The organism is Psychrobacter luti (assembly GCF_014192115.1).
Classification (GTDB): Bacteria; Pseudomonadota; Gammaproteobacteria; order Pseudomonadales; family Moraxellaceae; genus Psychrobacter; species Psychrobacter luti.
The window spans coordinates 124,534-147,017 of sequence record NZ_JACHXL010000003.1; the positions used below are offsets into that span (position 1 = coordinate 124,534).

24 protein-coding genes and 1 tRNA gene are annotated in these 22,484 nt (G+C 42.4%); 9 read left to right on the top strand and 16 right to left on the bottom strand.

The window, feature by feature from the left end; genetic code table 11:
• The 3 genes from FHS24_RS07375 (at window position 1) to FHS24_RS07385 (ending at window position 2,907) form a co-directional block, all read left to right on the top strand.
• Window positions 1-1,554: a DUF1513 domain-containing protein gene (locus FHS24_RS07375; RefSeq protein WP_183620272.1), complete on the top strand. Its 1,554-nt coding sequence runs from the start codon at window positions 1-3 to the stop codon at window positions 1,552-1,554.
• A gap of 2 nt (window positions 1,555-1,556) precedes the next feature.
• The gene (locus FHS24_RS07380; protein WP_183620274.1) at window positions 1,557-2,225 is read left to right on the top strand and encodes a M48 family metallopeptidase; all 669 of its coding nucleotides are present in this window, start codon (window positions 1,557-1,559) and stop codon (window positions 2,223-2,225) included.
• Window positions 2,226-2,304: 79 nt separating this feature from the next.
• Complete coding sequence (locus FHS24_RS07385; protein ID WP_183620276.1) at window positions 2,305-2,907, top strand: methyltransferase domain-containing protein; 603 nt, start codon at window positions 2,305-2,307, stop codon at window positions 2,905-2,907.
• On the opposite strand, the gene FHS24_RS07390 is transcribed toward FHS24_RS07385, so the two are convergent.
• Together FHS24_RS07390 and FHS24_RS07395 are read right to left on the bottom strand one after the other, a co-directional pair.
• Window positions 2,888-3,565, bottom strand: a complete 678-nt coding sequence (locus FHS24_RS07390) for an HD domain-containing protein (protein WP_183620278.1) — start codon at window positions 3,563-3,565, stop codon at window positions 2,888-2,890. The two genes, FHS24_RS07385 and FHS24_RS07390, sit on opposite strands and share 20 nt — an antisense overlap.
• A gap of 45 nt (window positions 3,566-3,610) precedes the next feature.
• A complete protein-coding gene (locus FHS24_RS07395; RefSeq protein WP_183620280.1) occupies window positions 3,611-4,519 on the bottom strand; it encodes a hydrogen peroxide-inducible genes activator in 909 nt (302 codons plus the stop codon).
• A gap of 276 nt (window positions 4,520-4,795) precedes the next feature.
• On the opposite strand from FHS24_RS07395, the gene ahpC reads away from it, so the two are divergent.
• Entirely contained in the window at window positions 4,796-5,362 is a 567-nt protein-coding gene (gene ahpC / locus FHS24_RS07400) for an alkyl hydroperoxide reductase subunit C (protein WP_183620282.1), read from the top strand.
• Between the two features lie 184 nt (window positions 5,363-5,546).
• Here ahpC and FHS24_RS07405 read toward each other — a convergent pair whose 3' ends face one another.
• Complete coding sequence (locus FHS24_RS07405) at window positions 5,547-5,795, bottom strand: YdcH family protein (RefSeq protein WP_183620284.1); 249 nt, start codon at window positions 5,793-5,795, stop codon at window positions 5,547-5,549.
• A 525-nt stretch (window positions 5,796-6,320) separates the two neighbouring features.
• On the opposite strand from FHS24_RS07405, the gene ahpF reads away from it, so the two are divergent.
• Window positions 6,321-7,898, top strand: a complete 1,578-nt coding sequence (gene ahpF / locus FHS24_RS07410) for an alkyl hydroperoxide reductase subunit F (RefSeq protein WP_183620286.1) — start codon at window positions 6,321-6,323, stop codon at window positions 7,896-7,898.
• A 68-nt stretch (window positions 7,899-7,966) separates the two neighbouring features.
• On the opposite strand, the gene FHS24_RS07415 is transcribed toward ahpF, so the two are convergent.
• The 6 genes from FHS24_RS07415 to FHS24_RS07440 form a co-directional block, all read right to left on the bottom strand.
• A complete protein-coding gene (locus FHS24_RS07415) occupies window positions 7,967-8,827 on the bottom strand; it encodes a bile acid:sodium symporter family protein (RefSeq protein WP_183620287.1) in 861 nt (286 codons plus the stop codon).
• Window positions 8,828-8,990: 163 nt separating this feature from the next.
• Complete coding sequence (locus tag FHS24_RS07420; RefSeq protein WP_183620289.1) at window positions 8,991-9,731, bottom strand: glutathione S-transferase family protein; 741 nt, start codon at window positions 9,729-9,731, stop codon at window positions 8,991-8,993.
• A 152-nt stretch (window positions 9,732-9,883) separates the two neighbouring features.
• A complete protein-coding gene (locus FHS24_RS07425) occupies window positions 9,884-10,216 on the bottom strand; it encodes a protein tyrosine phosphatase family protein (protein ID WP_183620291.1) in 333 nt (110 codons plus the stop codon).
• Window positions 10,217-10,297: 81 nt separating this feature from the next.
• A complete protein-coding gene (locus FHS24_RS07430) occupies window positions 10,298-10,624 on the bottom strand; it encodes a protein tyrosine phosphatase family protein (RefSeq protein WP_183620293.1) in 327 nt (108 codons plus the stop codon).
• A 215-nt stretch (window positions 10,625-10,839) separates the two neighbouring features.
• Window positions 10,840-12,549: a SulP family inorganic anion transporter gene (locus tag FHS24_RS07435; RefSeq protein WP_183620295.1), complete on the bottom strand. Its 1,710-nt coding sequence runs from the start codon at window positions 12,547-12,549 to the stop codon at window positions 10,840-10,842.
• A 56-nt stretch (window positions 12,550-12,605) separates the two neighbouring features.
• Window positions 12,606-12,977 (bottom strand): ArsR/SmtB family transcription factor, encoded by a 372-nt coding sequence (locus FHS24_RS07440; protein ID WP_406947778.1) that lies wholly within the window; start codon window positions 12,975-12,977, stop codon window positions 12,606-12,608.
• 283 nt (window positions 12,978-13,260) lie between these two features.
• Between FHS24_RS07440 and FHS24_RS07445 the strand changes: the two genes are divergently transcribed.
• Together FHS24_RS07445 and trxA are read left to right on the top strand one after the other, a co-directional pair.
• The gene (locus FHS24_RS07445; protein ID WP_183620298.1) at window positions 13,261-14,127 is read left to right on the top strand and encodes an MBL fold metallo-hydrolase; all 867 of its coding nucleotides are present in this window, start codon (window positions 13,261-13,263) and stop codon (window positions 14,125-14,127) included.
• A 241-nt stretch (window positions 14,128-14,368) separates the two neighbouring features.
• On the top strand, window positions 14,369-14,806 hold the full coding sequence (trxA, locus tag FHS24_RS07450; RefSeq protein WP_183620300.1) for a thioredoxin: 438 nt from the start codon (window positions 14,369-14,371) through the stop codon (window positions 14,804-14,806).
• 149 nt (window positions 14,807-14,955) lie between these two features.
• Here trxA and FHS24_RS07455 read toward each other — a convergent pair whose 3' ends face one another.
• The 4 genes from FHS24_RS07455 to FHS24_RS07470 all read right to left on the bottom strand — a co-directional run bounded on the left by FHS24_RS07455 (window position 14,956) and on the right by FHS24_RS07470 (window position 17,547).
• The gene (locus FHS24_RS07455; protein WP_183620302.1) at window positions 14,956-15,357 is read right to left on the bottom strand and encodes a hypothetical protein; all 402 of its coding nucleotides are present in this window, start codon (window positions 15,355-15,357) and stop codon (window positions 14,956-14,958) included.
• 187 nt (window positions 15,358-15,544) lie between these two features.
• Window positions 15,545-15,904, bottom strand: a complete 360-nt coding sequence (locus FHS24_RS07460; RefSeq protein ID WP_183620304.1) for a SirB2 family protein — start codon at window positions 15,902-15,904, stop codon at window positions 15,545-15,547.
• Window positions 15,905-16,035: 131 nt separating this feature from the next.
• Complete coding sequence (locus FHS24_RS07465) at window positions 16,036-16,374, bottom strand: BolA family protein (protein WP_183620306.1); 339 nt, start codon at window positions 16,372-16,374, stop codon at window positions 16,036-16,038.
• Between the two features lie 360 nt (window positions 16,375-16,734).
• The gene (locus FHS24_RS07470) at window positions 16,735-17,547 is read right to left on the bottom strand and encodes a M48 family metallopeptidase (RefSeq protein WP_183620308.1); all 813 of its coding nucleotides are present in this window, start codon (window positions 17,545-17,547) and stop codon (window positions 16,735-16,737) included.
• A gap of 614 nt (window positions 17,548-18,161) precedes the next feature.
• On the opposite strand from FHS24_RS07470, the gene FHS24_RS07475 reads away from it, so the two are divergent.
• Window positions 18,162-18,236: transfer RNA gene (locus FHS24_RS07475), tRNA-Gly, on the top strand.
• Between the two features lie 263 nt (window positions 18,237-18,499).
• Window positions 18,500-19,291, top strand: coding sequence for a glucose 1-dehydrogenase (locus tag FHS24_RS07480; protein ID WP_183620310.1), 792 nt, complete (start codon window positions 18,500-18,502; stop codon window positions 19,289-19,291).
• A 162-nt stretch (window positions 19,292-19,453) separates the two neighbouring features.
• On the opposite strand, the gene FHS24_RS07485 is transcribed toward FHS24_RS07480, so the two are convergent.
• From FHS24_RS07485 to FHS24_RS07495, 3 genes are all read right to left on the bottom strand, one after another.
• Entirely contained in the window at window positions 19,454-20,257 is an 804-nt protein-coding gene (locus FHS24_RS07485; RefSeq protein ID WP_183620312.1) for an SDR family NAD(P)-dependent oxidoreductase, read from the bottom strand.
• Window positions 20,257-21,396 (bottom strand): MBL fold metallo-hydrolase, encoded by a 1,140-nt coding sequence (locus tag FHS24_RS07490; protein WP_183620314.1) that lies wholly within the window; start codon window positions 21,394-21,396, stop codon window positions 20,257-20,259. The genes FHS24_RS07485 and FHS24_RS07490 overlap by 1 nt, the downstream gene beginning before the upstream one ends.
• Window positions 21,397-21,548: 152 nt before the next feature.
• Window positions 21,549-22,454 carry a LysR family transcriptional regulator gene (locus FHS24_RS07495; protein ID WP_183620316.1) on the bottom strand — a complete coding sequence of 302 codons (906 nt, stop codon included), beginning with the start codon at window positions 22,452-22,454 and terminating at the stop codon, window positions 21,549-21,551.
• Window positions 22,455-22,484: the final 30 nt, after the last annotated feature.

A 22,484-nucleotide genomic window follows, 5' to 3' on the forward strand; every position in this document is an offset into this window, starting at 1 on the left:
ATGCATTCTCTAAATACTAAAATAGCAAGTCATTCACAACAGCAGCCACAAGAGAATCAGCCTAATTCTGAGCTGTTTGTGACATCGGCATTGACCATGCTGTCTGCTTTCATGGGTACAGCCGCGCTTGTTAGTATCCATCATCGTTATCGTAAGCAGCGTCATCCTGATGCTAGCTTGCAAGATTATGCGGTAGGTATGCGCTCGCAGTTGCAGTCGCTAAGCTCAACACTAAAACGCGAGCTCGTACAGTTTCGCCATGCTTGTCAGCAAGCTACAACTGCATGGCAACAGGCTTATCGTTTACCGATAGAGGATAAGCAACACACCTATACTAACGGCGCAACTGAATTTAGCGCCGCACATACCACTACCGTATTGCCGCGCACCGTTTGCTGGGTTAGCGGTGTCGCCTCCATGCCAAAAAATATCGGGTTAGCAAATGATGGTAGCGCTGAGGCCTGTCATAATGGAAATGACTTTGGCGTGGTTGGTATCGATGCCGATAGACAAATCGTCTGGCAAACCACTATGCCTGAACGTGTCCACGATATTGTTGTTCAGCCTATTTTTGACCGTAAAAGCACATCTGCTAACCATAAAAAAAATCGTGATGTCGTAGTGATGGGTCGTCGTCCGAGTGAAAAGTTTTGGGTATTAGACACGGCGAATGGACAAGTAAAATTTGCTATTAAAGCATCAAGTAATCGTCATTTCTATGGGCATGCTTGTTATATCCTTGATGGTAAGTTGCTCTATGTCACCGAAAACGATACGATAAGTTTGGACGGTAAAATCGGTATCTATGATGCTGATGACAATTATAAAAAAATAGCAGAATTTGACTCGCATGGCATTGGTCCGCATGAGCTGATTATGCATCCTGACGGCGAGACGTTAGTAATTGCTAACGGCGGTATCAAAACCGAACAAGCGTCGCGTGAAGAACTCAATCTAGATAGCATGCGTCCATCATTGGTTTACCTCAATCGTCATACTGGTGCTTTACTTGAGCAAATTATGCCTGAACACAATCAAATGAGCGTACGTCACCTGGCCATGCATAACGATGGAACGGTGATGATAGGTATTCAGTTTCAAGGTGAAAAGCATATCAATGTGCCGCTAGTATTGACTCATAAACGCGGTGATGCTGATTTTAAAGCGCTTATTATGCCCAATAATCAATGGCAACGCTTTCATCAATATATCGCCAGTGTGGCGGTCGATAGTGGGCGTAACTTATTATGCGTAACCACACCGATTGGCGGCTGTGCGGCGCTCTATGATTTAAATACTCACACCTTGATAGATGATGTTAGCCTGCCAGATTGTGCAGGAGCAGCAGTACTGTATAGCAAATGCACTGATAATATAGATAGTCGTGATGAGCAATCAGGCTTTATTGTTAGTGATGGTCAAGGTCAGTTAACCGCGTTAACTGTTAATAACTTGGCAGCGGCAAAAATGAATGCTGTAGAGAAAAATGAGCGTATTCTTAAAGACAGCAAATGTCATATGATGTCGTTTGACAATCACTTGCAAGCGCTGTGAGTATGAATATGCCGTCTGCATACCAGTCACTTTTACTAGAGAAATCTATACATTATTTGGCGCAAGCGGATATTGAGCTACATATCAGCAAGAAGCGGGTTAAAAATATCAACTTTCGCTTAAAACCCCATAAACTGCTAGTTTCTGTGCCGTTATCTATTAGCTCAGCGCAAGCCGCACTCGCTATAGAGAAACGCGTGCCATGGGCAATAGAAAATCATGCGCAAGTTTTAGAACAATATAAACGCAAGCGAATCCCTTTAAAAGATGCTTCGATTGCCGATAACACGCTGCTATTGTGGGGTGTAAAGCAATCGTTCACGCTGAGTCATGATGAAAAGATTGCCTACTATCGGCAACAGCTTTCTGAAGTTGTACCTGCATTATTTAAAGAATGGCAACCAATTGTTGGTGCTCACGCTAATGAGATACGCCTAAAAAAAATGCATACGCGCTGGGGTAGTTGTAACACGCGTGCGCGCCGAATTTGGTTATCTGTGTATCTGCCTGCTTATCCTATTGAATGTACCGAATACGTCATCGTCCATGAGCTGTGTCATCTGCATCATGCCAATCATAGCCGCGCCTTTTGGCAAACGGTGGCGACCGCCATGCCCGATTATCAGTATTGGCATAATATGCTGGCAGGTAAAACAGGTCAGCTAGATTAAAGGATAGCCTACTTCAAATAACCGGATGTCATGCCTTAATCTGCTAAGATAAGGTTCTTTATCGAGACAAGGATGTGATATGGAAAACGTCAATCAAGTGCAGTTTTGGCAGCAGCGTTATGAGCAAGACAGTATCGGCTGGGATATGGGACAGGTGTCACCACCACTTAAAGCTTATATTGATCAATTACCTGAATCCGCTAAAGATCAAGCTATTCTAGTACCGGGAGCAGGTAATGCTTACGAGGTCGGTTATCTGCATGAGCAAGGTTTTACCAATGTCACCTTGGTTGATTTTGCGCCTGCGCCCATTCAAGCATTTGCTAAGCGTTATCCTAGCTTTCCAGCTGAGAATTTAATCTGTGCTGACTTTTTTGAGCTATCAGCTGAGCAATATCAGTTTGATTGGGTGCTGGAGCAGACGTTTTTTTGTGCCATAAATCCTGCGCGCCGTGATGAATATATAGCGCAGATGGCAGCATTATTGAAACCGAATGGTAAGCTGGTTGGTTTACTGTTTGATAAAGATTTCGGGCGACAAGAGCCACCATTTGGCGGCACAAAAGAGGAGTACCATCAGCGTTTTTCGACTCGTTTTGATATTGAAATCATAGAACCAAGCGATAACTCACATCCCGCACGGCAGGGCAGTGAGTTATTTATTAAGATGCGAGCGAAGTAATCTCACGCTTGATGTTTCGTCGAGCCGGCATTTCTAACCGCGTAGAGTAATAATCAGTTAGATAAAGCGTTGGATGCGCTAATAATCCTTTTAATACTGCTATGCGTCCAACGCGATAATCTTCGTTTGAGATATGCGCATATTCTTGGCGGATAGCTTGCGCGTACTGTTCATACTCCGACCAAGATGCCCCTAAAATACTTAAGTCCATATCTAGTAAATAGGCGGCATCGCTTTTTCTAGCTTTGTATGACCATTCATCAATGTCAGCAATTTGATGGCTAGCCGTCATCATAATCAGCGCGTAGATATGTTGGCATTGCTCAGCAGTTAGATAAGGAGTTAACGATTCTACGGCATATTCTGCACTCTTTAGCTCATTATCTAAGCACGTCGGCTTATATATTACATCATGATAAAACAGTGCCAAAGCAATGATATGCGGCTCATTCAAATGATGCTTAATCTGTTTAAACTGCGCAAATAATTGCTGAACATGACGTAAGCTATGATAAGCGCGCTGGCTTTCGTTATAGCGCACGGCAATATCTTGCCAAAGTGCTATTAATATTGCTGTCTCGATAGCACTATTAATAGCCGTTAAATGCCACTCGAAAAGCTTAGCAAGCTCAGTTTCTATTTGTGACAACCCGTCCATAGTTAACCTTTATTTGGCGACTACCTGTGATTTAAAACTAGCGATTTATTTTTTATTAGCCGCGCCTTCAAATGCTTGTTTAAAGAGCTTACCTAATAAATTGACATCATCGACGCGGGCATAATTTAAACGGGTGACGAAGGCGATATGACGATGCGGTCCTTCCTCGGCTAGTGGCACTGCAACTGCGTCTTGGTTTTGCAGATGCAGCTGATCTAATGCCATCTCTGGCACTAATGTCGTGCCCATATTGGCAAGTGCCATTTGAATAAGGGTGTTTAAGCTAGCATCAGAAAAACTTGATTTCATCTGTGCACGGTCAAAATGACAGACCGTCAAGGTTTGATCGGTTAAACAATGTCCTTCCCCTAATAGCATCAGATTGGCCGTTGCTAGCTCATCAGCATTGATGGTTTTAAGCTTGGCATGGACGTCGTCTTTTGGAAAGACGGCAAAGAAATCCTCCGCCCAGAACTCAAAAGTATGCAAGCCATCTACCGCATACGGCAGCGCAATAATAGCGGTATCAATATGACCGTAACGCACTTGTTCGAGTAAGCGCTCCGTTTGCTGCTCGACAATGGTCATACGAAATTCTGGATAGTGCTCACGCAGCGCAGGCAACACTTTTGGTAGCAGATAAGGCGCAATCGTTGGAATGATACCCACAGTCATAGGGTAGGCAAGGGGTGATTGATGACTATGCGCGCGCGTGGTCAAATCATTGACTTCCGAAAATACGCGCTGCGCCCGCGTTAGGATGTCTTCACCGATAGGCGTAATCAGTACTTGCTTATTATTTCGCTCAAAAATCTGCGTATCAAGCTGTTTCTCTAATTCTGCGATACCAAGGCTCAATGCAGACTGCGAGATATTACAATCCTCTGCTGCGCGTTTAAAGTGACGATGTTTGGCAACGGCTAAGGCAAACTCAAGTTGACGTAAGGTAATCATAAAAACTCTCTATTAATAGGTCTTTAATGCGATTTGTTTTACTCGTTTATCTTGTGTACCATAGCCATTTAATGCCGATGTACAGATAAAAAAGCAGATAGAATAGTTTAACAAGTTTAATAAAACAAAACATCACATTAAAAACTTTTAACTGGATTAACCATAGAATTCGCGTATAGTTTGTCAGGTAGCCCAGTTAAACAAAGGGTTAGTAGAAACAACCAACAATAAGCACTCATTAACTCAACAACAATCAATCAAAAAGAGGAGCCAATCATGGCGTCTATTATCAATCAAGAAATTCCAGAATTTTCAGCAGATGCGTTTGTAAATGGTGAGTTCAAAACCATCACTTCAGAAGACGTAAAAGGTAACTGGGCAATCTTCTTATTTTACCCAGCTGACTTTACCTTTGTTTGCCCAACTGAACTTGAAGACATGGCAGCTCATTACGAAGAGCTTAAAGGTTTGGGCGTAGAAGTGTACTCAGTATCAACCGATACACATTTCACCCATAAAGCATGGCATGATTCTTCAGAAGCAATCGGCAAAGTAACTTACCCAATGATCGGCGATCCTACTGGTCGTATCACTCGTGGCTTTAACGTCATGATTGAAGAAGCCGGTCTAGCTGAGCGCGGTACATTCTTAGTAGATCCAGACGGCTTAATTCAAGTTGCTGAGATTCATGCTGGCGGCATCGGCCGTAGCGCAAAAGATATGCTACGTAAAGTAAAAGCAGCACAGTATGTTCGTGAAAACGACGGCGAAGTTTGCCCAGCAGCTTGGGAACAAGGTCAAGAAACCCTAAAACCAAGCCTTGATTTAGTTGGTAAAATCTAAATAGTAGCTTAACGATTTAGATATTTGTGGTATTGAATATTCTAGTTTTAGTTATATCAATGCGATAAAAAAAGACCCCATCAGCTTAGGTTGATGGGGTCTTTTATGTCTTGTAAGTTATGTCATGCAAGAGATTGTATTTTTATTTTTCGCTAGTCCATATTTTTCATGAAGTAACTGCATGCTAGGCATGAGATTGTAATTTATTTTTATCGATTATTTTATAAATCTCATCTTTTAAATGCAGCTTTCGCCGTTTCATTTGCTCAATTTCTTCATCGCGACTGGCATGTTTGACCAAATCTTTATCTAGCTGGTTGATTTGCTGATCAAGCTGGGTATGCTCATCAAAAATAGTCGCAAAATGACTGTCCTTTTTCTTAAGCTCAGCAATAATATCTTTGTTATCTTGCCATGTATCTGTCTTTCTCATCTTGTCATCCTTGTTATGAAGCGCAAGCCTGCATAAGCATCCGCGCATAGTAGTTAAGATTTTTGTGATGAATTGCTATGATTATGAGACTTAGATTTTATGGAACCAAACCGTTATTTTTCCGAACAACGATTAGGCTTAACATTAGCATATTTACTCTTAAAAAATACTTTTAATAAACAGGTTTATCAAGTACTTATAAAAGAAAACGTGCTATCAGGCGCACAGAGTTTTTCTATCCGCTTTACTCGATTGTAGCGAAAAAAATACCTATATACTATGGTTAGTATTGATTATCATTTGTAAGTAATTTTGGAATTAAATAAAAATAATGATTTATGATAGGTTTTATAAAACATAAAGTTTGAGTTTATCAGCTTGTCCAAGACCGCCAAACCTTTGATAATAGAGGTATCAAAGGTTATATGCTGCATATAAATAGCAATACTAGCATATGACTCTCACCTATTTAAACGCGTAGCCCTGATGCGAACGTTACATATTCGATAATAATGAGGAACAATTATGATAGACCAAAGCTTATTAGATGCAGTCAAAAGTTACAGTGAAAATATGACCCGCCCAATTACCTTTGTATTGGGTAGTGGCGAACACAGTAAGCGCGCTGAGCTGATAGATTTTTTGACCAAAATTGCTGGAACCACAAATAAGATTAATTTTGACAGTACAGCTACCGATGAAAGCTTGCCAAGCCCGATTAGCTTTAAAGTAATCAGCCATATCGATGGTACATTGACCGATACCGGTATTGTCTTTAGCGGTATCCCTGGAGGTCATGAATTTACCTCGTTGATTTTGGCGATTTTGCAAGCGGGTGGTCATACGCTAAAACTTGATGAAGGTATTCAAAAGCTGATTAAGCGCTTTAATAAGCCGCTACAGTTTCAGACTTACGTGTCGCTCTCTTGCCACAGCTGCCCAGAAGTCGTACAGGCGTTGAACCAGTTTGCGCTGCTAAACGATGACATTAGTAATGAGATGATCGATGGTGCATTATTCCAAGAGCAGGTAGAAGCCAATAATATCCAAGGCGTGCCAGCAGTATTTTTAAACGGTAAGCCGTTTGCTAATGGTCTAATTGACACGGCTAAATTGATTGAGAAGTTGCAAGAGCAATTTCCTGATTTATTAGCAGAAGCTGCTGACGACACTGAACAGTTAGAACAGCAAGATGTGACGATTATTGGAGCCGGTCCTGCTGGCGTTGCGGCGGCGATTTACACGGCGCGTAAAGGCTTAAAAGTCACTATGGTTGCTGACCGTATCGGTGGGCAAGTAAAAGACACTCAAGATATTGAGAACTTAATCTCTGTACCTTTAACGACCGGTAGTGAGCTGTCGGCGAACTTTGAAAAGCATTTGCATGAATATGACATTACCCTCAAAGAGCATGTCAGCGTCAAAGAAATTAGCGAAACTGAAGAGCAAAACTATCGCATTCATCTAAATACCGGTGAGGCCTTTGAGACGCGTAGTATTATCTTAGCGACCGGTGCTCAGTGGCGTAAGCTTGGTGTCCCGGGTGAAGATGAGAATATCGGTAAAGGCGTGGCTTTCTGTGCGCATTGCGATGGCCCCTTCTTTAAAGGTAAAGATATCGCTGTCGTCGGTGGGGGTAACTCTGGTATCGAAGCGGCATTAGACTTAGCAGGTATTGTTAAGCATGTCACCGTCCTTGAGTTTGCTGATGATTTGAAAGCGGATCAGGTATTGATTAATAAAGCCAAAGAAAAGGCAAATATCGATATCATTACCAGTGCGGCAACCCAAGAAATTAAAGCGACAAACGATAAGGTATCGTCTCTCGTTTATCAAGATCGTAGCAGCAGTGAGAATAAAGAGCTTGATGTTGCAGGGGTATTTGTTCAGATTGGCTTAGTGCCAAATACTGAGTTTATCAAAGGCTTTGTCGATTTAAACCGCTTTGATGAGATTGAAATTGATGAGCGCTGCCGTACCGATCGTAAAGGTATCTTTGCCTGTGGCGACGTGACCACTGTGCCCTTTAAGCAGATTAATATTGCGATGGGCGAAGGTTCAAAAGCAGCATTATCAGCATTTGAATACTTGGTAATGCAATAAGTTATTTAGCTTTAAATTTAATGTTAAAAGCCATCTCATTGGAGATGGCTTTTTTTGTGCTTATACAATCAGTTTTTATTCCGAATCAACGCAATCACGGGCAGCGCAACCACATACATCAACACACCATAGACAGCAGCGGGTAAAGCGATAGCAGGTAGACCAACGGCTGTTCCCATGATAATAGGTGCTAAGGTAATCGCAGTTGTGCTGTTTTGAATACTGGTCTCAATAGCGATGGTTTTGGTATCAAACCAGCTGAGCTGCATGGCTTTAGAAGTTAAAATACTTAACGCAAATAAGATGATAATGATAAAGACTAGCTCAAGTCCAATAGACGTCAGCTGCTCTTGTAGTAATTGCCAGTTGGTCGCAATAGCAGCAAAGACAATTAAGACAAAAAAGAGACTGGCTAAGCCATTTAGAATGCTGCTTCTACGCACCATAAAATCAGTAAATTTATAACGTGCAAGCATACCTAGGGTCACAGGTAAGGTAGTCAATAGAAACATCACTACACCAATTTTTAGCGCGCTGATAGAGCCTGCTTGGTCTTTCATAAAATAATTAAAAGCCAAAGTGATTAAGATAGGCAGTGTCACCACTGATAACAGACTGACCACGCCCGTGAGCGCCACTGACAGCGCTACATTACCTTTAGCATAGTAGGTGAGCATGTTACTGGTCACGCCGCCTGGGCAAAAGCTAATTAGCATGATACCAAAGGCGATGGCGGGTGGTGGCGACATTAGTAAGACGACTGCTAAAGCCACAAGTGGTACAAAGATAACTTGGTTTACCAAACCCACAAAGAATGCTTTGGGATTACTTGCGATAACCTTAAAATCACTGGGCTTGAGCCCTGTCCCTAAGGTAAACATAATGTAGGCAAGGGCTAACGGCAGCAAAGCTAACGCGGTATTACTCATGGAACATTCCTTGTTAAATGTAGAGGCGTATTAAAGACATATTGAACACATATTGAAAGCGTATTAAAAGTAACTTGCTAAATAGATCACAGTCCTTGTATTCCTATCATCTTAAGCGTTATGAAAAATTTAGCAAACGTTTGATTTTGGCTTTGATAGATTTTTAACTTGCCAATACACCAGCTATCGAAAGTAATTTACCCGCTTCGTCTTCTTTAATCACACGAGTTTCATTGAGTGCTGCTTCTTGCCAAGTTTGTAGATGAGTATTGTTTAACATCGTTTCACAATACTGTTTCGTCATCGGTTTCAACTGTATGCCCGAGGCATCCACATAAGTCCGCAAGCGTAGAACCACAGGGGCGAAAAAAGCATCGGCAGCCGTGAATAGTCCAAATAGGTAGCTGTCTTTTGGGCGATTCTTTAAACAATCTGCAAAGATATTTTCTATACGTGCAATATCACTTAGACAGGCAGCGCTTGGTTGTATCTTCGCGGTAGCTCGAATGTTCATCGGCATCTCACTACGAATGCCCATTAGACCTGAGTGCATCTCAGCGATAATGCTTTGGCAATAAGCGCTGTTTATTCTGTTGCTGGTATTGCTGTTAGTATTAGACTTACTCATTCCTGTCCAAACATCTAAGTTCGTCAGATAATCATTGGCGTGAATAGTAATCGCTAAGGTATCCCAGACCGTGACTTTATCATCACCTTGAGCATAGACTAGAACCGGTACTTTGCCTGTTGGCGCATGTTCATTGAGAATAACTGTCGCTGATGAATGAAAGAGCTCAATCAATTGCTCATCGAAATCAATATTAAATGCTTTGAGTAGTAGCCAAACTCGCAATGACCACGACGAATAATTTTTATTGCCAATGATGAGTAACGGTTTTTGCATCATAAAGTCCTATTAAGGAGTATCAGTAGGATTTTATTATGTCTCCAATATTAAAAATTAACCAGTCTATAGTTGAGTAATATGCAAAAAAATGCCCATCCAAAGTTTGGACAGGCGTTTTTTAAGCAATGACAATTATATTTAAATCAGTATTAATCGTCTAACAAGTCCATACGCTTTGCCGCTTCGTAGATACCTGTTGAGCGGTTACCGGTACGGCAAAAAATTAGCATTGGCTGCTCAGCTTGGTTAAAAAAGTCAGCAAATGCTTCGACATGGTTTTGATTGAGCTCACTACCGGCGAAAGATACTTCTTTATAAGCAAGCCCTGCTTTTTTAGCAGCGGCTTCAATCTCAGCACTGGTAGGTTGATTCGGCTCTTCACCATCTGGACGGTTGTTAATAATGGTTTTAAAACCATTTTCAGCAATCATAGGTACTTGATCAGGGGTGATTTGTCCGGTAATACTAACTTGATGGCTCATAAGAGCTCCTTGTTATTTTTTAGCGTAAAAATGAAACTTTTACGCTTAGATTAAAGTATTTCAATAAAGTATATCTGCTCTCTACAACAAGCCTTGCATCAGCGCACTTTGATACAGTAATTTGGCGCGTGCACCTGTGCCGCAAAACATCAGGATGGGTTTTGGCATGGTGCGATAAAATGCCGCAAATTGCTCGACAGTCGCCATGCTTAAACGCTCATCATCAAATGGCAAATGCTGATAGGTGAGGTTAGCCTTTGCCGTCGCATGGGTGAAATCACAGCTATTAGGCTGCGTCTCTGTCTCAGCGTCAGGTCGAATATTGAGCACAGAGCGGTAGCCAAGCTCGGCAATCTTGACGCATTGGCTTGGGTAAATTTGCTTATAAATGGTTAAATCATCGGTCATAAGTAGCTTAGGTCGCATATATTAAATGGTATTAGAGTTTTTTGTATTTACAAAGAAAGTAATATTAAAGCTAATAGTAATTTAGCATAACACAGCTTTTATCATATCTCTGTTTTGTCAATGATGTTTTATAATTAAGCTTTTATCACTGATGTTTTGACACTTACAATAACGCTTATTAATAATTTAACTTGAGTTGCATAAATGCAGTGTTATTAAACATCCTTAAGCGCGTTGACCGCATCCATGGTGCTCAAATAAACCTGCCCTGATAGATGAGTAATAACTGGTGTATGCTCAATGATGTCCATCACCGGTCCCTTGATAAAGCTAAAGCTTAAGTGCTTTTTTTGATTCAACAGCTCTTGATTGAGGCTAATAAGCATCTCTTGTCCGGTCAAGTCAATATGATTGACCGCCGACATAATAAGAATAATTTCATGCGCTTCGGGGTACTGCAGCGTCGCTTGTATGACCCTGCGATGCACCGATTCACTATTGCCAAAAAACAAGCTTTCATCAATACGCAGCATTAATAAATTGCTAAAGGTCACCACATCATGACGATTGATGTTGCGAAAGTGTCCTGTGCCCGCTAGCTGACCAACAACGGCGACATGCGGTTTACTCGATTGCCAAATTAGGCTGGCAAACGACACCATCAAACCGATGACCAAGCCAGTATTTAACCCAAATATCAGTACGCCGATAAATGCCGCCAGAAAGCTTGCTGCATCTAAGCGGTCGCGTTGCCATGCTGACTTTAAAGTCGCCATATCAATGAGACCGACAATCGATGCCATGATAGTCGCGCCCAATAAAGCATAGGGCAGTGGCGCTAATAAATTGCCAAAAGCGATTAATGCTGCAATCATGACCAGTATCGTTACCAAGCTTGCGACTGGTGTTTTGGCACCTGAGTCAGCATTCATCGCAGTACGTGAAAAGCCGCCAGCGACCGTAAAGCTTTGAAAGAATCCGCCCGCCATATTGGCCAGACCCAAACCAGTAAGCTCACGATTGGCATCAAAGGTTTCACCGCGCAGGCGTGCGTAATTGCTAGCAACGGAACTGCTTGAAACAAAGATAATCAATGCCATCAAACCGGCGCTCGGTAGTAGGTTGAGCGCTTCATGAAAATCTGGCATATACGGCAGGGTAAAAGTAGGCAGACCCTGCGGAATAGTACTAATCGTTGCCACGCCGTGCGTTGTCCAGTGTAAGCTTATACTTAACACGATGGCAAGACCAAGTAAAATAAGCGGAAATAGACGCTCAGCCCACTTAGCATAAGAAGCTGACAACCAAGAGCGCCAAACCCATTTGCTCGCATAACGGTTGGCAAATAACAGCGTAAAAGCAATGACTCCAATAACTAAGGTTAGCGGATGCAGCTGGCGAGCGTACATCTGCATACTCGATAAATAACCGATGAGGCCATTACCTGCAATAGGAATCCCTGTCAGATATTTAAGCTGACTGACAAAAATTAGTACCGCTGCACCGCTGATAAAACCAGCAGACACACCGCGACTGATAAACTGCATAATCCAGCCAAGCTTAAGCCGACCTGCCAGCCATAACATCGTGCCAACCATCAATGACAGTAAACTGGCCATTAATATATATTGCTGCGTGCCCTCATTGGCATAAGGATGCAAACTACTCGCCGTCATAATCGCGGTGATAGCGACGGGACCTACAGCTTGTACATTACTCGAGCCTATCCATGCGTACACCAGCACGGGTACGATAGCCGCATAGAGTCCATAAACAGGTGGCAATCCTGCTAGCACCGCATAACCTAAGCTTTGCGGAATGACGAGCACCCCAACGACCAATCCCGCGATGACGTCAGTCGGCAGGGCAGACAGTTGGTACTGACGTAGCCAAGCAGGAATCAGGCGAGCAGCGATAGAAGGCATAGCAATAGGTCATCACAATAAAGAAATTTAAGAACAGCTAAGAGCTAAATAACCAGTTAGGTGTCTGTTTTGGCACAAAAGCGTTCATACAATAACTGTAGTACCGATAACGCATCGTCGCTTGCGATACTATAATAGATTTGCTTACCCTCGCGGCGGGTCGTCACCAGCTCATCTTTACGTAAGATACCCAGCTGCTGCGACAAGCTTGGCTGCCCGACACCGACTAAGTCTTCAAGCTCGCTGACGCAGTACTCACCTTGGGTCAGCTGACATAGCAGTAATAAGCGATCTGGATGCGAGAGCGACTTTAATAATTGACTGGCTTGCATAGATGCATGTTGCATTTGCTCAGCAAGGTCTTTGGGTGCAAAGTCTGCTACGCTGGCAGATACAGGCTTACCAGTGTGATGAGTAGACGTGCTCAATGCTGAAGTTGAAGTAGTCAGGGCGAACTCCTTATTTAAGATATAGATAAAAAAGGCAAAGTTTATAGATAAGATATGGTTATATATAGTTAATTATCAATGATATCGCAATTTATAGCAAGTTATCATTATTTACATTATATAAATTGATAAATTGTTGGCTGGTTGCTATAGTAGTATGCAAGATAGGTATTATGTACATGCAAATATTATAAACAAGTATTTATTATACGTAAGACATCATTAGATATTAAAAAATTCATATAAAAACAAAGAGGTAGCCATGCAAGTTCATTCTTTCTTACATAGCGACACAGAAACCTACACCCATGTACTCGCTGATGTGCAGCAGCAAGTGTGTGCCATTATCGACCCTGTTTTGGATTTCGATGCCAAGTCAGGACGCACGGATACCGCTAGTGTCGATAAGGTGATAGCGTTCGTGCGTGAGCAGGGTTGGGCGCTGGTTTATATTATAGAAACCCATGCCCATGCCGATCATATATCGGCCGCTATTCATGTAAAAGAGACACTTGGTGGCAAACTGGTCATCGGTCAACATATCACTGAAGTGCAAAAAATATTTAAGCAAATTTTTAACTTTGATACCAGCTTTCGTACTGATGCCAGTCAGTTTGATATCTTGACCGATGATGGAGAAACTTTGGCACTTGGCGGCATTATGATTACTGCCATGTATGTGCCCGGCCATACGCGCGCCGACATGGCGTATCTTGCCGCTGACGATGAAAAAACCGTGGTATTTGTCGGTGATACGCTATTTGCCCCAGATGTGGGTACGGCGCGCTGTGACTTTCCGGGAGGAGATGCCAAAACTCTGTATCAGTCTATCCAAAAACTGCTGGCACTTCCTGATGAGACCATGATGTATCTGTGCCATGACTATCCGAGTCAAGGTCGCAAGCACTGCCCAACCACGACGGTGGCGGCGCAAAAGCTCGGTAATATCCATGTTAAAGACGGCATTAATGAAGCTGAGTTTGTCGAGATGCGTGAGCGCCGCGATGCCAATCTAGAGATGCCGCGGCTGATTATCCCGTCAGTACAACTTAATATCGATGCTGGTCATTTTCCAAAACCAGAAGATAATGGCACCCGTTATCTAAAAGTACCGATTAATGCGCTTTAATTATTAATTGAATTTAAAAAAAATGAAAAATAACTGTTAAGAATTAAGTATAACTAAGCTAAAAGTTACGCAAGCACAATACGAGCAGCGGCTATCCTAATGCTAATCTGTATTATAAGTTGCATAACGAAATGAAGCCAATATAAAAAGCGTGATTAAGATTTTACGAGTCATCCATTAGCAGTGAGCATGGGCTCTCTATTAAGACGCGCGCCAAAGCTATATATAAAGGAGTTGTATAATGAGTGAGCAAAACTCTCATCTGGTCTGCCCGCATTGTCAGGCAACCAATCGCGTACCCGCCACACGTCTAAATGCGGCACCTAACTGCGGTAAATGTGGTCAGCCATTATTAACGGCCAGTCCGCATGAGCTAAACGCCCAGATGGTTAGCAAAGTCATACAAAAAAATGAGGTATTGACCATCGTTGATTTTTGGGCGAGTTGGTGTCAGCCTTGTCTAATGATGGCGCCGCAGTTTAAAGCGGCGGCCAGTCAGTTGCCGCAAGTGGTTTTTGCCAAAATACAAACCGATAAATACGAGCAAGCGGCGGCACCTTATAATATTCGTAGCTTGCCGACGATGGTTGCTTTTAAAAATGGCAAAGAAGTCGCGCGCCAATCTGGTGCCTTACCTAGCGACCAAATTGTGCAGTGGGTAAAAAGCTTAAACGCATAAGTGTTGCTTGAGTTTTTATTCCTGATAGTGAGACACAAAAAAAGCCAATATGCTTATCGCGTATTGGCTTTTTTCTTTTGAACAGCGTTTAACGTCATTGGAATAATAAACTATTAAACATGAGCTATTTAAACACGAGCTATCGAGCATTACTCACCATAAATCTTAATACCATTGGCAAAGCCACAACGCTGGATACGGGCAGACTGAATGATGGCATCACGCTCGCCATACAGTCTTGATAGCTTGGCATCGCGCGCTTTAGTATTGTTGCTTTGACCAACGCCAAAGCTGATATTAGGGGAGATACCCCAGCGTCCAGCCGAAACCCCAACGCCAACACCTGAAGCAGATAGGGTGGATTGCTCATTGCGTGCTGCATCGACATAGCGATTGACGCGGCTATATTCTTGGCTAAGCGCTTGGCAATCATAACCTTGGTAAGTGCTTGGTGGCACATATTGCGGGGTGATATTACCCGTTGAGGCGCAGCCTGAGAGACCAAAAACGCCAGCTGTTGCCAGTAATGTTGCTGCAGTAAGAGTTTTCATAGTGTCTCCATAAGCTAAATGAGTTTGTTTACCGTGCTTGTTAATTGCTGCTGTCCTTAATCAATATCTGTTTTGACGTTAATGAAGAACATTCCATTTTAAACAGGGCATTTTAGAAATGCGCATTTATTTAAGATAGCAAAAAATAGGCGATTAAGATATTGAAAAATATATCGTTTAGCAAGGATTAAAATAAATTACCCGGTTTGCTAAAGGCAAGCACCACGATGCCGATATAAGCCACACCTGCAATCAGAATACCGGTTTTTCTTTGGCTCAATGTTGCATTGTTATTAAAGGCTTTGATACTGGCGCTAAGGGCTGCAACGAGCAAGATGATTTTTGCAAACACCCATTGTACAGGCGCATTGGCACTCATCAACTGCATGAGCATACCAGCCCCTGAAAGAATAATAACGGCATAGAGGATATGGGTAGAGATTTTGAGTGCAAATGGCATTTGCTTGTTTGCGCTTAATACCAGATAGCTTTGATATAAAAACGCCGTAATCAACAGGACTGCCATGAGCATATGTAAATGTTTCATTGGGTAGAATTTCCTTTAAAGTTGCCGTTTATCAGCTGATTTACAGTATTTGAAGATAATGTCTAATCATAATTTTTAATGACAGTATGCAATGGTAAAGATTTAAAAATAGCGCACAATAAAACAGCCAACTAGCCTTTATTCTGTCCAGCACATAATGGACTATCAGGGCTTTGACCTTGCCACTCTGTCGGCGTATAAGCATGAATAGCTAATGCGTGGATTTGACCACCTTGTGAGGTCAGTAGCGAGTTTGCTAGAGCATATACCAGCTGATGACGCGCAACCAGACGTTTGCCTTCAAAGGCATCACTAACAATGGTCAGTTTAAAATGGCTTTCTTTACCGTAAAAGTAGCCCGCATGATTCATCGATTCATTTACCAGCTCAATATGCTGCGCTTGCAAAGCCTGTAGCTCATTATTAAGAGCGTCAGCGGTCGGAGTGTTAGAAGACGTATTGATAGTCATAATCATCCTTTATTTTATAGGGCTTAGCCATTTAGATGGCTGATTGCGCCCATTATAGCAGACGCAGTTCACTGTGCCGCTATGCAGCATTAAGTGACCGTTTATCGACGTGTGATAGTCCGTTTACTATAAAGTCGATACGTTAATAATTAGATGTAACTGGTATAAGTTTTCCTTATTTGCTGCTATTACAGAGGCTACGAACAATTCATCCCAGTCGCACTCGCACTGTATTTTTTTTAAAGTGAATCCACTATAAAAGGTTTTAGCAACACGCATAAAAAAGCAGAGTGTAATAACTATTACACTCTGCTTTTATCATAAATCAGTAGTTACAATGACATTAGTATCTAGACATAATTAACGACGTGATTTTTGATAAAGCGGCATCACTTTAGGCATCAATGCCTGCAACTCAGCAATACGGTTGCTACTGGTTGGGTGAGTGCTTAAAAATTGTGGTGGCTCGCCTTTGCTAGCGCGCTGCATTTTTTGCCACAAGGTAATCGCTGCTTGTGGGTTATAACCGGCACGAGCCATGAGCTCAAGACCGATTTGATCGGCTTCCGCTTCCTGTGTACGACTGTGTGGACGGCTCAGACCCAAGTCCCCTGCAACGTTCGCAAGTTGTGCTTGTCCTTGTGATAGACCAAAGATGCTCGCTGCCATACCAATACCGGTTTGAGTCGCATATTGACGTGATAAGCGCTCACGTGAGTGCTCGCGGAGTGCATGAGACATCTCATGACCCATAATTGCAGCAATTTCATCGTCCGTTAAATTTAAGCGGTCGATAATACCGGTGTAGAACATGATTTTACCACCTGGCAGAACAAAAGCATTCAAGTCGTTAGATTTAATCGTATGTACTTCCCATGGCCATCTTGTCGCATCGGGGCGATAAACGCCCACTTGACCGACCAGACGATTAGAGATTGTTCTTAAGCGATTGAGCTGAGCGGTATTAGTATCAAGCAAGCGTTTCGCTCGTGCTTCTTGTACTGTCTTATTATAACTCTGAGCTGAGAGCTGCAATACTTGCTCGTTTGATACTAATAATAGTTGCTGACGGTCAACGCCGACGGCACCAGTACTGGTTGTACTAGAACAACCGGTCATGGCCAATGCCGACAATGATGCGGCCATAACTGTTGTGGTAAGTAGTTTTTTCATAATAAACGTCCTCGCTGTAAATGGAAAAATAAAGTGGAACAATGCCAATATCAAAACAGTAGGGGAAAGGGTAGCTTATTATTGAAGTATTGCTACCATTTGCCGATCTACCAAAACAGTGAAATTTTACCGCAACTGTCATTGGCCATAAGTATAATAATGTTAACAACCTAAAACCTAGACAGAAAAAGTAACAATAGGCAGTAGGATTGTAAGTGATATTAAAAGGTAAGCAGTTAGCACAAGCACTGATGGAAGTGGTTAAAGAATGTAAAGCCGCTTTATCATTTGTGCGCAAGCACTTCTATTCCTATAATTTCTATGGAAAAGTCGTATTTTATTGGCGTTTTAACGTTGTCAACATAGAGTAAGCAGGCAAAAAGATTAGACTGCTATTATTTCCTCTATTTATTTAAAATTATTATCTTGATAATGTAAATTGAAATACCGCCTAGAATCAATACCCTATACATAGTTTTGTCTTAAAGTAGATTCAAAAAACCATACCTTAATTAAAAATTTGAAAAAAGCTGTTGACACGCACGGAATATTTGCTAAAATAGCCAGCCTATCGAGACGTAGTCGTTGTTAACAACATTGCGATTTGATATTTAGCGGGAATAGCTCAGTGGTAGAGCATAACCTTGCCAAGGTTGGGGTCGAGAGTTCGAATCTCTTTTCCCGCTCCAAATATGGCTTGCAAAAGCACTAAAGCCTCACATCTTATAAGATGTGAGGCTTTTTTTATGCATAAAATTCTTCTCAGTAGCACTGTATAACTTTTAACGTAAATCAATTTTATATTGAAGACGACCGTTACAAAAGACGGTCAATTTGTCACATCAAATCAAGTTGAAACACGCATAATTATAAGGTTAATTACATATAAGTAATAACCAAATTCTTAACGACCAGATAAAAATTATATAAATAACTATTATAAGGAATGAGTATGCAAAATTTTCAACATAAAGCATTCGACGAATTGTTTGATTTGTCTGGAAAGATAGCGATTGTGACGGGCGGCGCTAATGGTATTGGTAAAGCCACGGCGCTACGTTTGGCAGAAGCTGGTGCCAACATTGCCATTGCCGACTTAAAAATTGAAGATGCCCAAGCAGCAGTAAAAGATATTGAGGCCCTTGGGGTAAAAGCTTTAGCGATTGAATGTAATATTTTAAAAGATGATGATTTGGTCGCGATGGTAGATAAGGTTGTCGCTGAATTTGGCACTGTTAACGTCTTAATCAACAATGCGGGCGGTGGTGGTGGCGGTCGTGAAAATCCTACCAAAATATCGGTTGATGACATTCGCCGTGATTTTGAATTAAACGTTTTTAGTGGGTGGCGCTTGTGTCAGCTGTGCGTGCCATACATGAAAGAATCAGGTTATGGATCGATTGTATTTACTACCTCGATGTCAAGTATCAATAAGAGCCCGAATATGAGCGGTTATGGAGGCTCAAAAGCGGCTGTCAATCATATGGTGGCAAACCTAACGCATGACTTCGGTCCTGAGGTACGCATTAATGCTGTTGGCCCTGGTGCCACACGTACAGCGGCGTTAGAGAGCGTATTGACACCTGAGATAGAAGAGAGAATGCTATCGCATACGCCTATCAAACGCTTAGGCGAAGCCGATGATATCGCTGGTGCGATGCTGTATTTTGCGGCGCCTATCTCTGAATGGGTGAGTGGACAGACGTTATTTGTTAATGGTGGCGGTGTGCAAACGTTAGACTAGAATTAAGATTAACGATAATAGCTAGTGTAGAGAACTTGTCATAAAAAAGCGTCACCTAACTCAATGTTGGGTGACGACTTTTTATGGGGATTATTTTTGACTTACTGATTAAAAGTGTGTTGGCAGCGAAATATTAATGCAAATAAGCCATTTTTAGAAATGCTATTTCCTAAGTGAAAAAGCCACCATTTTGCCGCCTACCCAATTGACCCAACTAACGGGGAAAATACGCTGTTGTAATCTAATGAAGTTTGCCATTACACCAGGTACGACTAAAAACTTTCGGTTTTCTACCCCTTTGAGCATAGATTTAACTGCGTTTTCTATTTTAAGCTCGCCTGCTAACTTTTTCATACCAACGCCCGCTTGTGACATGACACCGACTTCAGCTCGGGTGAGTGGTGTATCTATCGGTGGCGGTGCAAAAACAGTGATATCAATGCCCAGAGGCTTCCATTCATAGTTTATCGACTGCATCATACCCCAAATGGCAAACTTCGACGCACTATAAGAGCTGTAGCCATAACTGCCTGTGAATGATGACATAGAAGCAGTCACCATGACTTGATCGCCACGTGATAAAAACGGACGCACAGCTGCCAGTACGTTGCGAGTGCCAAACAGGTTGATATTCATCACCCGCTCAAACTGCTCTTGACTCATATCATCAAAGCTCCAAGGCCCCGTAATTCCCACAAAGTGCATTAGAATATCTGGCGATAAATTCTTAGCCGCAGTCGCCATTTGCTTAGTGGTTTCGTCGGCGTCGGTAACATCCAGCTCATAAGTGGTAATTGAGATGTTGGATTTATTCATTGCTTGTAAAGCAGCTAAGGCTTCATCGAGCGGTTGTACGTCAAACAATACCAAGTTTGACCCTTGGCTGACAAGTTGTCTTGCCGTCTCAAACCCGATACCAGAGGCCGCCCCAGTGATATAAACTGTCTTATTGGTAAAATAACTCATTAAGCAATTTCCTTTTGCAATGCATTGTTTTTTGTGATATCTGTTGGCGCTGAGTGATTTTTTGCCGATTTTTTCTGCAAGCTACCAAATTTTGCCTCACCGATTAAATGACTGACTTTATGGCTGGGGATAAGCCAATAGGGAGTCGCTTCACTGCTTGAGGCACAGTTAGGAAAATCAGGGTTTTGAGAGGGGCCAGCAATGGTTTTTTCGACGACCATCGAGATATATTGGTCGTTACTGCCTTCTAGCGTGTTGCCGTTTAGGATAACTTCCATGCCTGTCTGTTTGGCATAGCGGCGAATTGCATTCACTTTTGAATTCATTGGCTCATAAGCGTCTGCACCCACGCCATTTTCTGAGGTAACTCTTATACCATCTAGCACACGTGCGACTAGCGAATGATTGCCTTCGGTATGACCTGGGGTATGCACCAGCGCCAAGCCTTCGCCTAACTGAATGCTGCCTGTAAACTGAATTACTTTATCAGGATCGACGCCTTCGATACCGTTGGGACAATACCAATCTGCTTGAACTGGCAACAAGGCACCAGTGCTTTGCCATTCTTGTTTATGAATCAAAATCTTGGCATTAGGGAAGTAGGCAGCTGTATCTTTAGTGCCTAGCCAGCGGCGTATATCTTGGGTATGTAGGTGGTCGTAGCTGATGTAATCAACATCTTCCGGCGCTAAACCGACTTCGGCTAGTGCGCCAGCGACATCACGAATGATGGGAGCAACAACACCTTCAAGCGGCAACCAGTTAGGCATCTTTTCCGTTAAGCGCTTAAAGAAGGGTGTTTCACGATCCGCTTCGATATCAGAAGGGGAAAAAAGTAAAGTTTTTAATTCGCCTAAGAAATCATGATATTGAATAATAAAGATGCGGTTTAGGATATGAAGATAGGGGAATTTATAGGTATTTTGCGTGTAGACGCCACTATAAGCATACCAAGTTGGATAGGGCACTCTGACCATATCGGCACTTTGATAAAACTGTACGGGCGGCTCATCCATAAAGCGCTCTCTAAATGCACTTGCTTGCACGCGAGCTGCTTTTAGACGCTCTTCTGGTAATGGACTTTGGTGAACCTGATCGAACTCATGGATGGCTTTTATACCTAACGAGGATAAATCCATAATGCATCTCCTTATGACCAATGGATAGATTTCTGCAGATTATAGTAGCAACATTATTTTGGTCTTGATAGCAGTATTTAGAATATTGCTAGGTTTACCAAGTTTTATCAAGTAGGTTGCTAAGGTATATTAAATAGTTCTATTAGAGCGTATCAGAATTCGTCCCAATAAGGGTCATCGCCAAAACGTTCTGCAATAAAGTCAATTAGATAGCGGCATCGCTGTGATAAAAAGCGGTTCTTTGGGTAAACGGCATAGGCATGGAGTGTGGGTAATTGATACTGCTCAAGAATAGGCACCAGCTCACCTTTGGCCAATCTTTTATAAGCGATAAAAGTTGGGATAAAAACGATACCGTGGCCTTTTACCGCCAAATCAACTAAGAACTCACCATTAGTCGCTTTAATTTTTGCGTTTATTGTATGGTTATGCTTTTTGCCTTGCGCATCAGTCAGCTCGAGATTGCTAGTTTTACTAAGAGCATACTGCAAAAACTCATGTTCTTGTAGCTCCTCTAGTGTCTCAGGCGTACCCATTTTTTCTAGATACTCAGGGCTGGCACAAAGTGCATAACGAATCAGCGCCAGACGCTTTGCTTGATAACTGGAATCTTGTAGCTCCCTAATACGAATGGCCAACTCATATCCCTCTTCAATCAAGTCAACGTGTCGATCAGAAAAGTCTAATTCAAAGTTCAGGTTGGGATGCTGGTTGGCGTACTCGTCAATGACCTCATTCAGGTGCATGAGTCCAAATGATAGCGGTGCGGTCATCTTTAACGTGCCTTCGATGCGTGTAGGCGCGCCACTGGTCTGCTCATTGAGCGCGTCAACTTCACTTAAGATGTTGCTCACTTGCTGATAGTACTGCTCACCTGCCTGTGTCAAGTTGGATTGGCGTGTGGTGCGGCTAATTAGCTGACTGCCTAACCGTGTTTCCAACTCTTTGAGGCGGCGGCTGACGGCTGACTTAGCGATATTTAATTGCTCAGCGGCTTTGGTAATACTACCGGCTTCGACAATGCGCACAAACATTGCCATATCTTCTAACTGTCCCATTTAAGATTCTCCCGACTGTTCTATAAATAA

Excerpts from the sequence above, each read along its gene's own strand:
- FHS24_RS07430 (WP_183620293.1), bottom strand. The coding sequence starts at position 10,624 with ATGACCGATGATTTAACCATTTATAAGCAAATTTACCCAAGCCAATGC.
- FHS24_RS07490 (WP_183620314.1), bottom strand. The coding sequence starts at position 21,396 with ATGGATTTATCCTCGTTAGGTATAAAAGCCATCCATGAGTTCGATCAG.
- FHS24_RS07415 (WP_183620287.1), bottom strand. The coding sequence starts at position 8,827 with ATGAGTAATACCGCGTTAGCTTTGCTGCCGTTAGCCCTTGCCTACATT.
- FHS24_RS07380 (WP_183620274.1), top strand. The coding sequence starts at position 1,557 with ATGAATATGCCGTCTGCATACCAGTCACTTTTACTAGAGAAATCTATA.
- FHS24_RS07425 (WP_183620291.1), bottom strand. The coding sequence starts at position 10,216 with ATGAGCCATCAAGTTAGTATTACCGGACAAATCACCCCTGATCAAGTA.
- FHS24_RS07420 (WP_183620289.1), bottom strand. The coding sequence starts at position 9,731 with ATGCAAAAACCGTTACTCATCATTGGCAATAAAAATTATTCGTCGTGG.
- ahpC (WP_183620282.1), top strand. The coding sequence starts at position 4,796 with ATGGCGTCTATTATCAATCAAGAAATTCCAGAATTTTCAGCAGATGCG.
- FHS24_RS07495 (WP_183620316.1), bottom strand. The coding sequence starts at position 22,454 with ATGGGACAGTTAGAAGATATGGCAATGTTTGTGCGCATTGTCGAAGCC.
- FHS24_RS07465 (WP_183620306.1), bottom strand. The coding sequence starts at position 16,374 with ATGACTATCAATACGTCTTCTAACACTCCGACCGCTGACGCTCTTAAT.
- FHS24_RS07445 (WP_183620298.1), top strand. The coding sequence starts at position 13,261 with ATGCAAGTTCATTCTTTCTTACATAGCGACACAGAAACCTACACCCAT.
- FHS24_RS07375 (WP_183620272.1), top strand. The coding sequence starts at position 1 with ATGCATTCTCTAAATACTAAAATAGCAAGTCATTCACAACAGCAGCCA.
- trxA (WP_183620300.1), top strand. The coding sequence starts at position 14,369 with ATGAGTGAGCAAAACTCTCATCTGGTCTGCCCGCATTGTCAGGCAACC.
- FHS24_RS07395 (WP_183620280.1), bottom strand. The coding sequence starts at position 4,519 with ATGATTACCTTACGTCAACTTGAGTTTGCCTTAGCCGTTGCCAAACAT.
- FHS24_RS07460 (WP_183620304.1), bottom strand. The coding sequence starts at position 15,904 with ATGAAACATTTACATATGCTCATGGCAGTCCTGTTGATTACGGCGTTT.
- FHS24_RS07485 (WP_183620312.1), bottom strand. The coding sequence starts at position 20,257 with ATGAGTTATTTTACCAATAAGACAGTTTATATCACTGGGGCGGCCTCT.
- ahpF (WP_183620286.1), top strand. The coding sequence starts at position 6,321 with ATGATAGACCAAAGCTTATTAGATGCAGTCAAAAGTTACAGTGAAAAT.
- FHS24_RS07385 (WP_183620276.1), top strand. The coding sequence starts at position 2,305 with ATGGAAAACGTCAATCAAGTGCAGTTTTGGCAGCAGCGTTATGAGCAA.
- FHS24_RS07480 (WP_183620310.1), top strand. The coding sequence starts at position 18,500 with ATGCAAAATTTTCAACATAAAGCATTCGACGAATTGTTTGATTTGTCT.
- FHS24_RS07390 (WP_183620278.1), bottom strand. The coding sequence starts at position 3,565 with ATGGACGGGTTGTCACAAATAGAAACTGAGCTTGCTAAGCTTTTCGAG.
- FHS24_RS07405 (WP_183620284.1), bottom strand. The coding sequence starts at position 5,795 with ATGAGAAAGACAGATACATGGCAAGATAACAAAGATATTATTGCTGAG.
- FHS24_RS07435 (WP_183620295.1), bottom strand. The coding sequence starts at position 12,549 with ATGCCTTCTATCGCTGCTCGCCTGATTCCTGCTTGGCTACGTCAGTAC.
- FHS24_RS07455 (WP_183620302.1), bottom strand. The coding sequence starts at position 15,357 with ATGAAAACTCTTACTGCAGCAACATTACTGGCAACAGCTGGCGTTTTT.
- FHS24_RS07470 (WP_183620308.1), bottom strand. The coding sequence starts at position 17,547 with ATGAAAAAACTACTTACCACAACAGTTATGGCCGCATCATTGTCGGCA.